Origin of the sequence: Bacteroides caecigallinarum (assembly GCF_016901995.1) — a bacterium.
Lineage (GTDB): Bacteria > Bacteroidota > Bacteroidia > Bacteroidales > Bacteroidaceae > Phocaeicola > Phocaeicola cellulolyticus.
Map to the genome: position 1 here is coordinate 1 of NZ_JACJLE010000014.1, position 16,527 is coordinate 16,527.

A 16,527-nucleotide genomic window follows, 5' to 3' on the forward strand; every position below is an offset into this window, starting at 1 on the left:
GTGATAGGGATAAACGCATTAATAAATAAATCCAATACTATAAAAAAAGATTTCTAACATTTTGCCATTTAGCACATTATACTTAAATTTATAACCATAGAAAAAATCACGCTTATGAAAAAAATCATCCTTACATTATTATTTAATATATGGTGTTTATCATTATATTCAACATTCCAAGAAGCTGATATAGTAATAATAAACGGTATAAAATTCTTTACAGGCACAATAACAGGCAACACACCTTCAATTTTTCCTCCGCATATTAAAAACATTAATATTGCCAACCCATTACGAACAACTGCTACAGCACGTGGCTATATTGCTACTTGGGAATTAAGTAATGACAGTCTTTTTCTTATCAGCATTGAAAACGGTAAAAATCCGTCAAATCCTCCGCAAGAATTAATAGATTATCCCAAAGAATATATAACTCCAAAAGGTATTTTTGCGTATTGGATATCCCGTTTACTGATAGTGAGAGGATATGAGCATATAGTATTTGTGGGGAAACTTAAAGATGGAATTGTAGAAAAGAAATTTACCCCTGAAAATTTTAACCCACCAACAAATTATAACGGGAAATGGCTGTACAAAGATTCTATACGAAATATATTAATACATCTACAAAAAATCAATGATAAGGCCTATAAAGGGAAAATAGAAATAAAATATGATAAAAAAACAGAGAATCGAAAAAACTTTAAATACAAATTCAAAGGGAGATACGAATGCGATGAAATAAGTACATATATTAAATTTCATAAAGACTCTACTGAAAAATATATTGTGATTTTTCCATATATAAACGACTCCATCCGTATTAAAACATGGAAATACATAGATAAAAAGATTATCAGTTTCGCAAAGCAATAAAACATATAAAAAAGCATTATGACATGCCTAAAACAACATATCATAATGCTTTAATTTTATAGAAACATAATTTAATATCAGGCCATTGTTCCGCCAACAATATCAAGCAATTCGTTCGTAATAGCCTGCTGACGGCTCTTGTTATATACCAAAGTCAACTCCTGAATCAAATCGTTGGCATTGTCGGTAGCTATCTGCATTGCCATCGTACGGGCAGCATGTTCCGATGCTGCAGCGTCAAGCAATACCGTATAAATCTTCATCCTCAGAACCTTAGGAACAAGTGATTTCATTATAATTTCAGCCGAAGGTTCAATAATATAGTCTGAAGACTGTTCTTTTGCCTCAGAGTTGTCTGTATTGCCAACCTGTCCGTTTACATCAACCGGAAGATATGTTTCATGAGTCAGAATCTGGGATGATGTTGACTTGAAGTGATTATACAGCAAATCTACTTTCTGTATCTCACCTTTCAGGAATTTACTCATGAGTTCAGAAGCCAAATCAGAAGCATCCTGATAATTGGGCTTCCCACTCATGTGTTGATAATCTCCTGCCACTTCCATTCCCATCTTCTTTACTGCCTCAGCAATTTTCCTTCCTACAGGATAAATCAGGATATTCTCCTTTCCTACTTTAGCAGAATACTCGTCAACCAGAGCTGACAAATGTCTGATAACATTTGCATTATATCCGCCACAAAGACTGCTGTTCGAAGCAAAAGCCACTATTGCCACCTTCTTTACCTGTTTGTTGACAGAGAAAGGTGTCTGAACAGAAACGCCGGACGCCAAGAAATCTCTCAGAATTCCATGCAGCTTGTTCTCGTATGGAAGCATATTTTCTATAGCTTCCTGAGCCTTGTGCAGTTTTGCCGACGCCACCATCTTCATGGCCGAAGTAATCTTCAGCGTACCGTTTATAGAGTTTATTCTACTTTTAACTTCTTTCAGCGATGCCATAATATAATTACTGTTTATATTGAACTGCAGTTTCTGCTGCTACCTTTTCTATAATAGCCGTTACAGCATCATTTATCTGTCCGCTGGCCAAAACATCTATCACATCTTCCTTATGGTTCACACGAAGAGTTGAAAGGAATGTATCCTGGAAGCTACGTACTTTGTCAAGTGGAACTTCACGCATCAAACCGTGTGTACCGCAATAAAGGATTGCAATCTGCTCGCCAACCGGCATAGGTGAGTACTGAGGCTGAATAAGCAACTGGTTATTCTTACGTCCACGGTCGATAGCCATAGCTGTAACAGGGTCCATATCACTGCTGAACTTAGAGAAAGCTTCAAGTTCACGATACTGTGCCTGGTCAATCTTCAGTGTACCGGCAACCTTCTTCATACTCTTGATCTGCGCACTACCACCCACACGTGATACAGAAATACCCACGTTGATAGCAGGACGGAAACCTTGGTTAAAGAGGTCTGTTTCAAGGAATATCTGTCCGTCAGTGATTGAAATCACATTTGTAGGAATATATGCTGATACGTCACCAGCCTGAGTTTCAATAATAGGCAATGCTGTGAGCGAACCACCGGCCTTAACCTTTCCTTTCAGGCTTTCAGGCAAATCATTCATCTGTTCTGCCACTTCCTGCTGGCTTATTATCTTAGCCGCACGTTCAAGCAAACGTGAATGCAGGTAGAAGATATCACCAGGATAAGCCTCACGTCCAGAAGGACGGCGAAGGATAAGTGATACTTCACGATAAGCTACAGCCTGTTTTGACAAGTCGTCATATACTACCAATGCATGACGACCGGTATCACGGAAATATTCACCTATAGCTGCACCGGCAAACGGAGCGAAATACTGCATAGCTGCAGGATCAGAGGCTGTAGCTGCAACTACCACTGTATAATCCATAGCACCACGTTCACGGAGTGCATTAACTATACTTGCCACAGTAGAACCTTTCTGTCCTATCGCCACATAAATACAGTAAACCGGATTTCCTGCCTCATAATTAGAGCGCTGATTGATGATTGTATCAATAGCAATAGCTGTCTTTCCTGTCTGACGGTCACCGATAATCAACTCACGCTGTCCGCGTCCTATAGGGATCATGGCATCAATAGCCTTCAGACCAGTCTGCAACGGTTCTGTTACAGGCTGACGGAAAATAACTCCCGGAGCCTTACGTTCAAGCGGCATCTCGAATGTTTCTCCAAGTATGTCGCCACGTCCATCCAATGGAACACCCAGAGGGTCTATTACACGTCCCAACATACCCTCACCAACATTGATGGAAGCGATGTGTTTGGTACGTTTCACTATCATTCCCTCCTTAATCTGGTCAGTAGGACCTAGCAGGACTGCACCCACATTGTCCTCTTCCAGATTCATTACCGTACCCATGATACCGTTCTCGAATTTCAGCAACTCGTTTGCTTCAGCATTACGCAAGCCATATATACGAGCCACACCATCACTTACCTGCAACACGGTACCTACCTCATCAAATTTAAGCGAGGTATCTATACCTTCAAGTTGCTGGAGCAATACTTCCGAGACTTCGCTGGGTTTTATAGTATTATCTGCCATTCTTTGTCAATTCAAATAATTAAACTATTCTTCTGTTCTTCTCAATAAACTGACGCTTAACTTTTTTAAGCTGGTAATCGACGCTGGCATCAAGACGATATCCATCTATTTCCATAATGTAACCGCCTATAATAGAAGGATCTATCTTAGAAGTTATTTCTATCTTGGAATTAGTTTTCTGGCTACCTATTTTTTCAAGATGCTTCACCAATTCCGGAACTTCGATTGCAGTTGTCAGTTTACCCATCAATATATGCTTCCTTTCCCTATACAGGTCAATATACGACCATGTCATGAATTGCAAGAATTTCTCTCTCTTACCATTAAGTACCAGCAAGAGGAAACGTTTCATTTCTTCAGTGACATCTTTACCTCCCGCTGCCTCAACAAGTAAATTCAATTTTTCTTGTTTCGTAACAACCGGATTATCAATAGTCCTTCTCAAATCAGGAACATTAGCAAAATGTCTGGCCAGCGTTTTTACCTCTTCATATATCTTGTCTTCATTGCCTCTGTCCATTGCAAAGTCCAACAAAGCCTTGGCATAACGCCTTGAAACAACTCCTGTATTCATACTAGGTTATTTAGAAGATTCAACCATTTCGTCCACCAACCGACTGATAAGTTCAGTCTGTTCCTTCTCATCGGCCAATTTTGTACGCATTACTTTTTCAGCAATACCTACAGAGAGTAAAGCCACCTGACGCCGGATATCGCGGATTGCACTTTCTTTTTCGGTTTCAATCTGCTTTTTCATTTCCTCCATCAAACGGTCACCTTCCAGACGAGCCTTTTCCTGAGCTTCTCTAATGATACGGTCACGCGTTTCTGTTGCCGATTTCAGGATTCGGGCTTGCTCCTCATGGGCCTGAGCCAGGATTTTCTCGCCTTCAATCTTCACGTTTGCCAATTGTTCGTTAGCTTCACGTGCAGCTTTAAGCGAGTTGTCAATATACGCTTTCCGATCGTCAACCATTTTGATGATAACAGGGAATCCGAATTTTGCCAACAAAAAGAAGACAATACCGAATACTACTACCATCCAAAACAGTAACCCCGGATCCGGAGTCAATAATCCCATACGCTGATTATTATAGGAACAATGTCAAAAGACAAACGATAATTGCGATAATAGCTACACCTTCAACAAGTGCTGCAATGATAATCATATTAGTACGAATATCACCTGATGCTTCTGGCTGACGAGCAATTGCTTCCATAGCTGAACCACCGATTTTACCAATACCAATACCTGCACCGATTACTGCAATAGCTGCACCAAGAGCAGCACCCAATTTACCTAAACCTGCACCTGCGGCAGCCTGTAATAAAATTGAAAGTAACATAATTATAAGTTTTTAAGTTTGTTATTTTTTAATTTATAAAGTAATAATTCTACTACGGCAATTTTGCCGTACATTTTCATCACTATTTTTTGTTAGTTTAATTTTCTTCTTTTTCCTTTACCTTGGAAAGACCGATAAATACGGCTGAAAGCATAGTAAACACATAAGCCTGAATGAAAGCTACCAAAAGTTCAAGAGCAGTCATGAATATACCAAAGGCCACTGACACAAAAGTCATTGTACCATTCAATAACGGACCAATCTTCACTGTTATGAAAATTATGGACAGCAAACTGAGAATAGCTGCGTGGCCTGCCATTATATTGGCAAAAAGACGAATCATAAGAGCGAAAGGCTTAGTGAACAGGCCAAAGAATTCTATCACCGGCATCATAGGTATAGGAGCCTTAAGCCATACCGGAACATCAGGCCAAAATATATCTTTCCAATATTCTTTGGTTGCAAAAGCATTCGTAAAAAAGAAAGTCAGCAAAGCCAGCACAAGTGTAATAGCTATATTACCTGTTACATTGGCACCTCCAGGAAATATTGGAATAAGTCCCATCAGGTTATTAACCAATATAAAGAAAAATGCAGTCAGCAGATACGGTGCATAACGTTCATAACCAGGACCTATACCTTCCTTGATTACATCATTATAAATCATTAACACCATCGATTCTACCATACCTACACCACCTCTTGGCGCACCGTTCTCTACAGGATGTTTTTTATACCATCTAGCACATCCAAGAACTATCCACACCAGAATAGTGCTGTTTATTATAAGTCCAACAACATTCTTTGTTATGGACATGTCCCATGGACGAACTTCCTCGCCTGAAGAATTACGCTCTACTATCTTTCCGTCGTATGTTCCACCTTCGGCAATATAAAGTCCTTCATACTCACCATCTTCAAGTTTCTCAGATGAGAATACATGCCATCCGGTACTGCTTTTCACTATTACCGGCAATGGTATTGTGATATGAGTATCCCCTATGCTGAGAATATGCCAAGAGTAGGCATCGTTGATATGTCCGAACACCAGTTCATTGACATCCACTTCACCACCTTCATTAGAAGTCTCGGCAGATGCGAAACCCGATGTAAAAACCATCAGTAACACCAAAGTCCATATATAACGTACTTTTTTCATTGTTTCTGTTTTAGTTTTTTCTTCTTTATAAGTCTCAGTTCGATATTAGTAAAATATACAGTTTCGAATATCAGAAAAGAAATATAGAATACCAGAAAGGTTGCAAAAAAAGCCACAATTTCATGCTGTACCGCATAACAGTATATAGAAATTATCAGCACACTGACAAGAAACTTTGTTCCTTTGCAAACCAGAAACAGTGGAACCATTTTATCTTCTCCCAACCGATAAGCCAGAGAAAACATGTTGATGTAGAACAGACCGAAGAGGTAAAAAAACACAGGAATGGCAGGAAACCACGGAAAATACCTGTCTGGTATAAACAAATGGTAAATCAAACCTATCACAACAGACAATATCAAAGTCAATATTGTCATTTTTTTTATAAATATCCTCTTTGCCTTGAGCAAAAACATGTTTTTCAGATTTTTCGGTTTATAATTCTACGCACACTGAGACCAAATTATCTTTAACCTCAACGAATCCTCCTGTAATTTTCAATCTTTGCGTATCTCTCTGCACCCTGTAATGTGCCTCGCCACACTGATAGACCACTTCACCATCCTTTAACGAAGATATTATCGGAGCGTGGTTTACAAGCACCTGAAACTTTCCCAGTTCACCCGGAAGTTCCACCCAGTTGACAGGACCATCGAAGAGAGTACGCTCCGGTGAAATAATCACCAGATGCAAATTCTTCCTGTCCATAGGCGTTATGCTTTAGCAGCCTCAAGCAGTTTCTTTCCTTTCTCTATGGCATCTTCAATAGTTCCTACATTAAGGAATGCCTGTTCCGGCAAGTAGTCAACTTCACCGTCAAGAATCATCTTGAATCCCTTGATTGTATCTTCTATTGAAACCATAGCACCAGGAACACCTGTAAACTGTTCAGCCACTGCAAACGGCTGTGAAAGGAATCTCTGTACCCTACGAGCACGGTTTACAGTCAGACGGTCCTCGTCAGAAAGTTCATCCATGCCAAGGATAGAGATAATATCCTGAAGCTCTTTGTTACGCTGAAGAATCTGTTTAACCCTCTGTGCAGTCTCGTAATGCTCCTTACCCACAATCAGCGGATCAAGGATACGCGATGTAGAATCCAGTGGGTCAACGGCAGGATAGATACCAAGCTCGGCAATCTTACGGCTCAACACTGTAGTAGCGTCAAGGTGAGTAAATGTAGTAGCCGGAGCAGGGTCTGTCAAGTCATCGGCAGGCACATAAACAGCCTGAACTGATGTGATGGAACCATCCTTGGTAGAAGTGATACGTTCCTGCATCTTACCCATTTCAGTAGCCAGAGTAGGCTGGTAACCTACAGCCGAAGGCATACGTCCTAAAAGCGCAGAAACCTCAGAACCTGCCTGAGTAAAACGGAATATATTATCGATAAAGAACAATATGTCCTTAGGGCTGTTTTCTTCAGTCTTGCGGTCACGGAAAGATTCGGCAAGTGTCAATCCTGACAGCGCAACAGACTGACGTGCGCCAGGAGGTTCGTTCATCTGTCCGAACACCATCGCAACCTGTGATTTCTCTACTTCCTTATAGTCAACCTTCGACAAATCCCAGTTGCCTTCTTCCATACTCTTCTGGAATTCCTCACCATAACGGATAACGCCTGATTCAATCATTTCCCTAAGCAAGTCATTACCTTCACGGGTACGCTCACCCACACCGGCAAAGACAGAGAAACCATTGTGTTTCTTTGCGATATTGTTAATCAACTCCTTGATGAGCACGGTCTTACCAACACCGGCACCACCAAACAATCCGATTTTACCACCTTTCAGATATGGTTCCAAAAGGTCAATAACCTTAATACCTGTAAAAAGTACTTCCTGAGTTGTTGCCAAATCCTCAAAACGTGGAGGCTCGCGGTGTATAGGGAAACCGTCCTTCTTGTCCAGTTCGGACATTCCGTCTATTGTCTCTCCCACAACGTTCATCACACGTCCTCTGATCTGTGCTCCCACCGGCATGGTTATAGGCTGTCCGGTAGGTACAACTTCCATTCCGCGTTTTAGTCCGTCTGTACTGTCCATAGCCACTGTACGTACAGTATCCTCGCCTATATGCTGCTGTACCTCAATAACCAATGTACGACCATCCTTGCGGACTACAGTCATTGCATCGTGTATTTTCGGCAGTGCAACTTCGGCATCCAATCCCTCCAGATCGAAGTGAACATCCACAACCGGACCAATTACCTGCGAAATATGTCCAACGATTTTTGACATAAACTAATCTGTTAAATAATTATCTTAATTGTATATCGCAAATTTAATATATTATCCAGTAAAGATGTACCATAATGTAACATTTTTTAGCCGTTAAACAATGTTATAGGACATAATAAGAGAAATATTTCCCAATACCATTTACATATTATCACACCACATAAAGACTTTTTATACTTTATATTATAGCATTGACTTTTCTCCTTATTGCAATTATGTTATATGCGGATACAAACAGGAACAATATAACGCCTACCATACATGAAACAAATATTCCACCGCCATCAATACCTTGTATAATATCAGACAACATACCGGAATACATTCCTCTTATTACAATCAATAAAAATACGGCAATGACCAGCACCGCAAAGTTTATCGCAACCGTTAGTATCTGATATGGCATCGAAACACGTGATGCACTGTATCCCATAAGAATTAGATTCTCCAATTTATCAGTGTTTTTCTGTAAAAGCAGATAGATGCTCAACAATAATATATAGAATGAAAGCGCACTTATTACAAGCCCTATTGCCATGACTATTCCTACAGCCATCTTGAGAAACCATGTAATTTTTCCTGCATCCAGTTTATTATCCTCAGTTTCATATCCGTTATCTCCGAAAAAACGAGCTATTCTTTCATCAGCAGGATTATCCACTTCAATGATTATTCTTGAAGGCTTCAGTTCGTTGCTTCCGCCATATTTATGATTTGCCAGATTCATAAACGATTCCGGAACTAGAATTGTATTCAGTCGGTTGGAAAATCCCACTATACGACCTTTCTTCATTTCACTCATTCCATTGCCGGAAATGTATAAATCCAGCGATACCATACCTATCATTCCTTCAGACAACTGTGGAAGATTTCTGCTTCTGGCAAAACCGAAATTGTACAGGTTAAGATAGTTTTTGGGAATTATTATCGGGATTTCCTTTTGTCCTTCTACATATTTCCAGTCATCAGCCTTTACATCCACAAAATTGTCGGGAACAGATTCAAGAAACATTGCCGTGCTCATATTCATTCCCCCGAAAGATACTCCGGCAGAAACCTTGAATTGTGCCGGTTGGAATTCTCCTACTTCCACTGTGAAAGGCTGCGACTTGATATCTTCTACCTCACGCAAAGAAAAAGTAGAGCTTTTCCCTGACAGACTTCCGATAGTACTTACTTTCTTTGTGACAACTACATAATCTTTTTTTATGAAGCTATCCTCTTCCTCAAACACAGGCGACACGTCACTATAGAACTGAATGCCAAGCATCACAATAACCATACCGCACAGATTGGCAATAAAAAATCCTGCCAATTGAGCCACGCTTATATGTTGTCTTAATAATTTCCAAAGCATATTCCCTATCTACTTAGAGTTTTATTTCCTCACTATAATTCATCTGTAAACGGCGACCGATGGATGTCACTATCACTCCTACTCCTCTCTCTCTTATTTCATTTTCAATAATCGAAGCCATAATATCGCCATTTGCATTATCCAAATGACTGACTGGCTCATCCAGGAAAAGGAAGTCTGAAGGCTGACACAACATCCTTATAAACGCTACTCTCTGCTGCTGCCCAAACGACATCCTGCCTATAGGTTCCGACCATTTATTGTCAATGCCCAACATTTCAAACCATTGTCTGATTTGTTTTTCTTCCCTAAACGCAGTAAGATTATTTTTCAGTATGACATTTTCTCCGGCCGTAAGTTCAGGAAAGAGCCTGAGTTCCTGAAACATCAAACCTATGTTATTTTGTCTCACGAAAGTCCAATCTTTGCCGGAGAATGTTCTGATATCAGTTTCGTCAAAACATATTTTCCCCTCATAATCTTTCCTGTATCCGTATATAAAACTGATAAGCGACGATTTTCCTGTACCGGATGCAGCTTCAATCAGATAAGACTTCTCTTTCTGAAAAACAACATCTCTTCTCCAGATACCGGAATCCATCTTTTCTACAGACGAGAATATAGAAGGTACGATATTATTCAAACATATTTTTTCCACCTTATATCACTTTATTAAATTCCATATGTAACATGCATGACGACAAACCTTACATTATCAATAATTCAGCAATGTAGCCAATGGATTTTTATTGTTATCTTTCATCAATATCTCAATATGCACATTTTCTCCATCGGCAGATTCCACTGTAAAACAATCAAGTCCACCGAAGAAAGCCAATGCAGAAGCCATTGTTCCCTTGAGATGCTTCAAGTCAAAAATACGATTTAACGACGTCAAATCGGAAACCATAAAGAACTTCTGACCGACTACCCTGTCACCCCATTTGCGATTTCTCAACGAGAGTCCCAACACACGCCTGTCAATCAATGACTCCTTGTTGGTTACATATAATTTCCCGTCCTTGACTCCTATCCATAATGATAAAGGACCGGAAGACAATCCTACAAGGCTTCCGTCAACAGTCTTGAATTCATATCCTTTGTCACCATAATTTTTCAGAACTACCTGCCCTCCTGAGAGCAGAGCCATAGCTTTAAGTCGCTCAAAGGACTCCATAAAAGAATCTGAATTCACATCTGCATAGGCTATGAATTCTCTTCCGTCAGTACCGGACATAGCCAAAGCCACATCTCCGCTTATCGCATTGAAAAACGAACGAAAATCCAAAGGTATCATGGAGTTGTCAAAATATCTTCTCATTGCCGGATTTTCACACAAGAAATCATAGAATTCACCTCCTTTAATATTTGCCGTTGCCCAAAAAGGAGTATTCGACGGGAACAGGTCAAGGTAATTGCCTTTTATACTTGAAGTCACCTGCTGTTTCTTCTCAAGGATATTTTTCATCACTTTATCGGCAATCATTGTCTCTATATCAACAACAGTTTTTCCCTGCTGAAAATCAACCACCGACAAAGCTTTTACATCTTTCAGTTTCAGTTCGGCAGAAACTCCCATTGTCAACGGATATACAGCCTCCTGAGGCAAGAGTTCAAGCGATGTCCACATCACTATATCACCGCTCTTGCTCTCGATAGATGTAAAATCTTCTGATGCGGAAAATCCTTCACCGTCTTTCTGTCTCAACCACATTGAAGCCTGACGCACCAACGATTCAGGGTCTGACCCCTTATTGTCAGCAACAAGAATAAAAGCACTTTTACTATACGCCAGAAGCCAGTCTCCAACTATAGCCCACCTGCATCCGTCTGCCTCTTTCACCGACGAACACAACTGCTGTTTTTTGAGAACATCAAGAAGTTCTTCCAATTTATCCCTGTCAGTAACCTTTACAAGCAAACCACCCATTTTTGCCTGCTCACCGGCAAATAAGTAAATCTTATCCTTCAGGCCTAATCCACTCTCAGTGCCATCATCAAAGATCTTTTCTATCAAAGCATCCGATCCTGTCAATCCGCTCTTAACCATATTTTCCAGCTTGTCAAGAAGAGGTTTGTCAACTTTTTCACCACTGAGCCCCATCTTCTCCGACATGGAATTCAAATCAACAGCCACAACTGCTGCAGATCTTGACGGGATGGCATTTCTATAATCAGAACCTTTATCACATGCCGACATAATAAATGCCAGTACAAGAATATATATAAATCTTAGTTTCATACCTTTATCCGATTATACATTATTATTCAGCGTTCAACAGATTCATAGTATGAACGGCAACCAATGCCGCCGTTTCAGTACGCAAACGCGACTTTCCGAGACTTACAGGCTTAAAACCTTTCCTGATGGCTGTTTCCACTTCCTCTACACTGAAATCACCTTCAGGACCAATAAGCACCAAAGCATCATTTCCTGGCACTATGGCATCTTTCAACAATGTTTTTTCACCCTCATTGCAATGAGCAATAAACTTATCGCCCTTGAAGTCCATATTCATGAACTTTTCAAAATCAGTCATTTCATTTATCACCGGCTTACGGGCTTTCAAAGACTGTTTTACTGCAGAAACAACAATTTTCTCAATTCTTTCTGTCTTAATAACCTTACGTTCGGAATACCTGCAATTAAGGAAAGTAATCTCGTCAAGACCTATTTCCGTAGCTTTCTCGGCAAACCATTCTATTCTGTCCATCATTTTGGTTGGAGCCATAGCTATATGCAGATGACCTTTCCATAATGGTTCCTGGAATATTTTTTCTTTAATACTTACTTGGCATCTCTTTGAAGTGGCAGCACTTATAACTGCCTTATAGAAATAACCTTTTCCATCGGTAAGTAGAATTTCATCTCCAATGTTCAAACGTAAAACTCTCACACAATGTCCTGCTTCTTCTGCAGGCAATTCCGGATCTGTAAGAATGTCAGGTGTATAAAATACGTGCATAATAATAAACTTGATATAAAAACGAACAAATGTAGCTATTTTTTCCGACACATCTGATGCTGCATACGTCTAAATTAAAACGACATGTCATTTAACAAAGATAAACAAATAGAAATAATCCATTATATCATCCCAAAAAGATTTTTTATATACATTTGCTGATAATAACAAGAAAAACAAACACACATGAAAAAATTACTATTAATTATGCTGGCGATTATGCCATTTTTCGCTATTGCCAAAGACAATAAAAAAAATGACAATTCGAATCCAAAATATTTGGAAGGTGCAATAACTTTCAAAGATGACAAGATAACATTCGAGGATGAAATAAAAGTCCCGACAATGACAAAAGATGAACTATACAAATCAATGCTCGAATGGGCCGAAAAAAGATTTGTATCCGATAATAAACTAACAAGCCGTGTAGTATATACAAATGAGGAAAACGGTGAAATTGTAGCATCGGCAGAGGAATACATCGTATTCAGTTCTTCGGCACTGTCATTAGACAGAACAAGAATTTACTATCATTTCTACATTCAGGTGGAGAATGGTACATGCCATCTCACAATGAGCCGTATCAGATATTGGTATGACGAAAACAGAGACGGAGGTGAACGCTATTCTGCCGAAGAATGGATTACAGACGATATGGCACTGAACAAGAAAAAAACAAAACTGGCACCTATCTGTGGAAAATTCAGACGTGAGACTATAGATTTGAAAGATGAGCTGTTCAGCTCAGCAAGAGAAAGTCTGGGACAAAAGCTTATTGACAATCCTACAACAACTCCTGTACAGTCTCCTGCCAATACATCAGGAAAAGTTTCCGTATCACAATTACCGGGAAACCTCAACGATATAGCTGCCAAAGGTAGAATTACAATTACATCCGGAAATAAAGAAACCGAAGTGTCACACCAGTCATGGGGAGGCTTCGGAAAACTGTTCAACAAAGACGTAGCATATATCCTCATAGACAAGAAGAATTCCGAGATATGTAAAAATATGGAAGAAAACTCAGAGTATAAGATTTCATTCTATGTAGGAAAATCAATAGATGCTGCAATCATCATAGAATGCAAGAAGACCATGACACAAAATATGTCTTCAGAAGAACTTAAATCTCTAAATCAGAACATCGACACTTCTAAAGAATATATAATGTATATATGCGAAGTGACATCAGCTGAAATAAACAACCTGTAAATCATATACATAATAAAATCATCAAAGCCAACCTCCGACGGTTGGCTTTTTTCATATAAAAAAGTTATATTCTGTTCAAATACATCACCTAACAGTAACAATATTACAAAAAAACATATATCTTTACCCACAGTTTTAATGTATGAAATACACTATATAAACATAAACTCTTAATATCTTATGAAAAATAGAAAAACATGGCGTTTCTTCGCATTGGCCGGCTGCGGAATTCTCTTGTTCTCATGCCAGGAACCGGCCTACAAAAACACTTCATTATCGCCCGAAAAAAGGGCTGAAGACATTATCAGCAGATTAAATCTGGAAGAAAAAGTATCGTTAATGCAAATGAACTCACCTGCCATTCCACGACTTGGAATAAAGAAATACGACTGGTGGAACGAAGCATTACACGGTGTAGGAAGAGCCGGAACAGCAACGGTATTTCCACAATGTATAGGTATGGCTGCATCATTTGATGATGAGTTATTATACGATGTATTCACAGCCGTTTCCGATGAAGCCAGAGCCAAGAACACAGAATTTTCCAAATCCGGAGACTTGCAAAGATATCAGGGACTGACTTTCTGGACTCCTAATGTAAACATCTTCAGAGACCCGCGTTGGGGAAGAGGTCAGGAAACCTATGGTGAAGACCCGTATCTGGCAGGAAGGATGGGTATCAGCGTAGTAAAAGGATTACAGGGACCTGACTCCACAAAATACGACAAGCTGCACGCATGTGCAAAACACTATGCAGTACACAGCGGACCGGAATGGAACAGACATGTGTTCAATGCCGAAAATATTGATCCTCGCGACTTATGGGAAACTTACCTTCCGGCATTCAAGGATCTGGTGACAAAAGCCGGAGTAAAAGAAGTGATGTGTGCATACAACAGATATGAAGGCGAACCTTGCTGCGGAAGCACAAGGCTTTTACAGCAGATTTTGCGCGATGAATGGGGATTTAAAGGTATCGTTCTGTCCGACTGTTGGGCTATAGCCGATTTTTATACCGAAGGACATCATAACACTGAACCTGACGCTGAGCATGCGAGTGCAAAAGCTGTACATTCAGGAACAGACCTGGAATGTGGCGAGAGCTACGGTTCGCTGGTTGACGCCGTAAAACAAGGATTGATAAAGGAAGAGACTCTCGACAATTCATTGAAACGCCTTATGACCGCACGTTTCGAACTAGGAGAAATGGACGAAAATGTATCATGGAAAGAAATCCCTTACAGCGTTGTCGATTGCAAAGAACATAAAGACCTTGCATTGAAAATGGCTGAAGAATCACTTGTCCTACTTCAAAACAAAAACAACATACTCCCATTAAACAAGAACATGAAAATAGCGGTTATCGGTCCTAACGCTAACGATTCTGTAATGCAGTGGGGTAATTATAACGGATTTCCAAGCAAGACTATAACACTGCTTGAAGGACTGAAAGAAATCATTCCCGAATCACAGATTATATATGAACAGGGATGTGACCACACTTCTGAAGTATCTTTGCAAAGTCTGTTCGATTTGTGCAGTGCCGATGGTGAAAAAGGATTCAAGGCTTTGTACTGGAACAAGATGAAGCAGGAAGGCGATCCTGACGTTACCGCTCATGTAGGTACTCCTTTCCATTTCACCACAGCCGGTGCCACAGTATTTGCTCCTGGCGTAAACCTCGGAAATTTCTCGGCAAGATATGAATCGGAACTGAAACCGGTAAAAGATGAGACTATAGCATTCAGCTTCCAGACTCAGGGATATATCAGATTATATATAGACGGAAAAGAAGTTGCATCGGGACTTAACGTTAAGAACTCGCACGCTTACGAGATGAACGTCGAAAAAGGAAAAACATATGATATAAAGGTAGATTATGTCGCTACCGAAGGAAACTGTGCGACACTGAATTTCGATTTCGGACGCGAAGTTCCATTAAACCTTTCTTCAACCGTAAACAAAGTAAAAGATGCAGATGTAGTTATATTTGCAGGTGGTATTTCACCTCAGCTTGAAGGCGAGGAAATGCCTATCAGAATACCAGGATTTAACGGTGGAGACAGAGAAAGTATAGAACTGCCAGCAATACAGACCAAGTTGCTTACCGCACTGAAAAAAGCCGGAAAGAAAATCGTTATGGTCAACTTCTCAGGCTCGGCTATGGCACTTACAAAAGAAGCACAGCTGTGCGACGCTATCCTTCAAGCATGGTATCCAGGACAGGCAGGAGGTAGAGCTGTAGCGGCAACTCTTATGGGTGACTATAATCCTGCCGGAAGACTTCCGCTCACTTTCTACAAGAGCACAAGCCAATTGCCTGACTTCGAAGATTACTCGCTGAAAGGACGTACATACAGATATTTCACAGACGAACCGTTATTCCCGTTCGGCCACGGTCTGAGTTATACATCTTTCAAATATGGAGACGCAACTTTAAGTTCTCAAACTATAAAGGCTGATGAAACACTTTCGCTTGAAATTCCTGTAAGCAATGTAGGCAAACGCGATGGAGAAGAAGTTGTTCAGGTTTATTTGCGCCGTCCGGACGACAAACAAGGTCCTATTTTGACTTTAAGAGAATTCAAACGTGTAAATATAGGTCAGGGAGAGACAAGCAATGTGAAATTCCAACTTACTCCTGAAAGCTTTGAATGGTTTGACACAAACAGCAATACGATGCGTACACTTGAAGGTGAATACGAAATCCTTTATGGTGGAACATCAGACATCAAGAAGCTGAAATCGGTTAAGGTTACGATAGCCGAATAATCTACATACAGTATAAAAACAAATCAGGCTGCCCTCATGG

General features: G+C 40.1%; 16 protein-coding genes. 3 read left to right on the plus strand and 13 right to left on the minus strand.

Annotated features, from left to right (window positions below; all coding sequences use genetic code 11):
- Positions 1–114: 114 nt before the first annotated feature.
- On the plus strand, positions 115–876 hold the full coding sequence (locus H6A61_RS05085) for a hypothetical protein (RefSeq protein WP_204391651.1): 762 nt from the start codon (positions 115–117) through the stop codon (positions 874–876).
- 77 nt (positions 877–953) lie between these two features.
- On the opposite strand, the gene H6A61_RS05090 is transcribed toward H6A61_RS05085, so the two are convergent.
- The 13 genes from H6A61_RS05090 to H6A61_RS05150 form a co-directional block, all read right to left on the minus strand.
- Complete coding sequence (locus tag H6A61_RS05090) at positions 954–1,838, minus strand: F0F1 ATP synthase subunit gamma (protein ID WP_204391653.1); 885 nt, start codon at positions 1,836–1,838, stop codon at positions 954–956.
- Between the two features lie 7 nt (positions 1,839–1,845).
- On the minus strand, positions 1,846–3,435 hold the full coding sequence (atpA, locus tag H6A61_RS05095; RefSeq protein WP_154044667.1) for a F0F1 ATP synthase subunit alpha: 1,590 nt from the start codon (positions 3,433–3,435) through the stop codon (positions 1,846–1,848).
- A 19-nt stretch (positions 3,436–3,454) separates the two neighbouring features.
- Complete coding sequence (locus H6A61_RS05100; RefSeq protein ID WP_154044668.1) at positions 3,455–4,009, minus strand: F0F1 ATP synthase subunit delta; 555 nt, start codon at positions 4,007–4,009, stop codon at positions 3,455–3,457.
- A 6-nt stretch (positions 4,010–4,015) separates the two neighbouring features.
- Positions 4,016–4,516: a F0F1 ATP synthase subunit B gene (gene atpF, locus H6A61_RS05105; protein WP_154044669.1), complete on the minus strand. Its 501-nt coding sequence runs from the start codon at positions 4,514–4,516 to the stop codon at positions 4,016–4,018.
- A gap of 10 nt (positions 4,517–4,526) precedes the next feature.
- Positions 4,527–4,781: an ATP synthase F0 subunit C gene (gene atpE / locus H6A61_RS05110; RefSeq protein WP_154044670.1), complete on the minus strand. Its 255-nt coding sequence runs from the start codon at positions 4,779–4,781 to the stop codon at positions 4,527–4,529.
- Positions 4,782–4,878: 97 nt separating this feature from the next.
- Positions 4,879–5,940: a F0F1 ATP synthase subunit A gene (gene atpB, locus H6A61_RS05115; protein ID WP_154044671.1), complete on the minus strand. Its 1,062-nt coding sequence runs from the start codon at positions 5,938–5,940 to the stop codon at positions 4,879–4,881.
- Positions 5,937–6,317 (minus strand): hypothetical protein, encoded by a 381-nt coding sequence (locus H6A61_RS05120; protein ID WP_235336376.1) that lies wholly within the window; start codon positions 6,315–6,317, stop codon positions 5,937–5,939. The genes atpB and H6A61_RS05120 overlap by 4 nt, the downstream gene beginning before the upstream one ends.
- Positions 6,318–6,375: 58 nt before the next feature.
- The gene (locus tag H6A61_RS05125) at positions 6,376–6,648 is read right to left on the minus strand and encodes a F0F1 ATP synthase subunit epsilon (protein WP_154044673.1); all 273 of its coding nucleotides are present in this window, start codon (positions 6,646–6,648) and stop codon (positions 6,376–6,378) included.
- 5 nt (positions 6,649–6,653) lie between these two features.
- Entirely contained in the window at positions 6,654–8,180 is a 1,527-nt protein-coding gene (atpD, locus tag H6A61_RS05130) for a F0F1 ATP synthase subunit beta (RefSeq protein ID WP_204391657.1), read from the minus strand.
- Between the two features lie 178 nt (positions 8,181–8,358).
- Positions 8,359–9,537 carry an ABC transporter permease gene (locus H6A61_RS05135; protein WP_204391659.1) on the minus strand — a complete coding sequence of 393 codons (1,179 nt, stop codon included), beginning with the start codon at positions 9,535–9,537 and terminating at the stop codon, positions 8,359–8,361.
- Between the two features lie 13 nt (positions 9,538–9,550).
- Positions 9,551–10,195, minus strand: coding sequence for an ATP-binding cassette domain-containing protein (locus H6A61_RS05140; protein WP_375338091.1), 645 nt, complete (start codon positions 10,193–10,195; stop codon positions 9,551–9,553).
- Positions 10,196–10,252: 57 nt separating this feature from the next.
- The gene (locus H6A61_RS05145; RefSeq protein ID WP_204391660.1) at positions 10,253–11,779 is read right to left on the minus strand and encodes a DUF4836 family protein; all 1,527 of its coding nucleotides are present in this window, start codon (positions 11,777–11,779) and stop codon (positions 10,253–10,255) included.
- A gap of 22 nt (positions 11,780–11,801) precedes the next feature.
- A complete protein-coding gene (locus H6A61_RS05150) occupies positions 11,802–12,503 on the minus strand; it encodes a 16S rRNA (uracil(1498)-N(3))-methyltransferase (protein WP_204391662.1) in 702 nt (233 codons plus the stop codon).
- Between the two features lie 186 nt (positions 12,504–12,689).
- Here H6A61_RS05150 and H6A61_RS05155 point away from each other — a divergent pair, with 186 nt between their 5' ends.
- Entirely contained in the window at positions 12,690–13,715 is a 1,026-nt protein-coding gene (locus H6A61_RS05155; protein ID WP_154044678.1) for a DUF4468 domain-containing protein, read from the plus strand.
- A 180-nt stretch (positions 13,716–13,895) separates the two neighbouring features.
- Positions 13,896–16,487, plus strand: coding sequence for a xylan 1,4-beta-xylosidase (xyl3A, locus tag H6A61_RS05160; protein ID WP_204391664.1), 2,592 nt, complete (start codon positions 13,896–13,898; stop codon positions 16,485–16,487).
- Positions 16,488–16,527 lie beyond the last annotated feature (40 nt).

Bases quoted from the DNA above. Each gene is read 5' to 3' on its own strand.
- H6A61_RS05100 (WP_154044668.1), bottom strand. From the start codon at position 4,009: ATGAATACAGGAGTTGTTTCAAGGCGTTATGCCAAGGCTTTGTTGGAC.
- H6A61_RS05145 (WP_204391660.1), bottom strand. From the start codon at position 11,779: ATGAAACTAAGATTTATATATATTCTTGTACTGGCATTTATTATGTCG.
- H6A61_RS05125 (WP_154044673.1), bottom strand. From the start codon at position 6,648: ATGGACAGGAAGAATTTGCATCTGGTGATTATTTCACCGGAGCGTACT.
- H6A61_RS05085 (WP_204391651.1), top strand. From the start codon at position 115: ATGAAAAAAATCATCCTTACATTATTATTTAATATATGGTGTTTATCA.
- atpA (WP_154044667.1), bottom strand. From the start codon at position 3,435: ATGGCAGATAATACTATAAAACCCAGCGAAGTCTCGGAAGTATTGCTC.
- xyl3A (WP_204391664.1), top strand. From the start codon at position 13,896: ATGAAAAATAGAAAAACATGGCGTTTCTTCGCATTGGCCGGCTGCGGA.
- H6A61_RS05150 (WP_204391662.1), bottom strand. From the start codon at position 12,503: ATGCACGTATTTTATACACCTGACATTCTTACAGATCCGGAATTGCCT.
- H6A61_RS05120 (WP_235336376.1), bottom strand. From the start codon at position 6,317: ATGACAATATTGACTTTGATATTGTCTGTTGTGATAGGTTTGATTTAC.
- atpD (WP_204391657.1), bottom strand. From the start codon at position 8,180: ATGTCAAAAATCGTTGGACATATTTCGCAGGTAATTGGTCCGGTTGTG.
- atpB (WP_154044671.1), bottom strand. From the start codon at position 5,940: ATGAAAAAAGTACGTTATATATGGACTTTGGTGTTACTGATGGTTTTT.
- H6A61_RS05155 (WP_154044678.1), top strand. From the start codon at position 12,690: ATGAAAAAATTACTATTAATTATGCTGGCGATTATGCCATTTTTCGCT.
- atpE (WP_154044670.1), bottom strand. From the start codon at position 4,781: ATGTTACTTTCAATTTTATTACAGGCTGCCGCAGGTGCAGGTTTAGGT.
- H6A61_RS05090 (WP_204391653.1), bottom strand. From the start codon at position 1,838: ATGGCATCGCTGAAAGAAGTTAAAAGTAGAATAAACTCTATAAACGGT.
- atpF (WP_154044669.1), bottom strand. From the start codon at position 4,516: ATGGGATTATTGACTCCGGATCCGGGGTTACTGTTTTGGATGGTAGTA.
- H6A61_RS05135 (WP_204391659.1), bottom strand. From the start codon at position 9,537: ATGCTTTGGAAATTATTAAGACAACATATAAGCGTGGCTCAATTGGCA.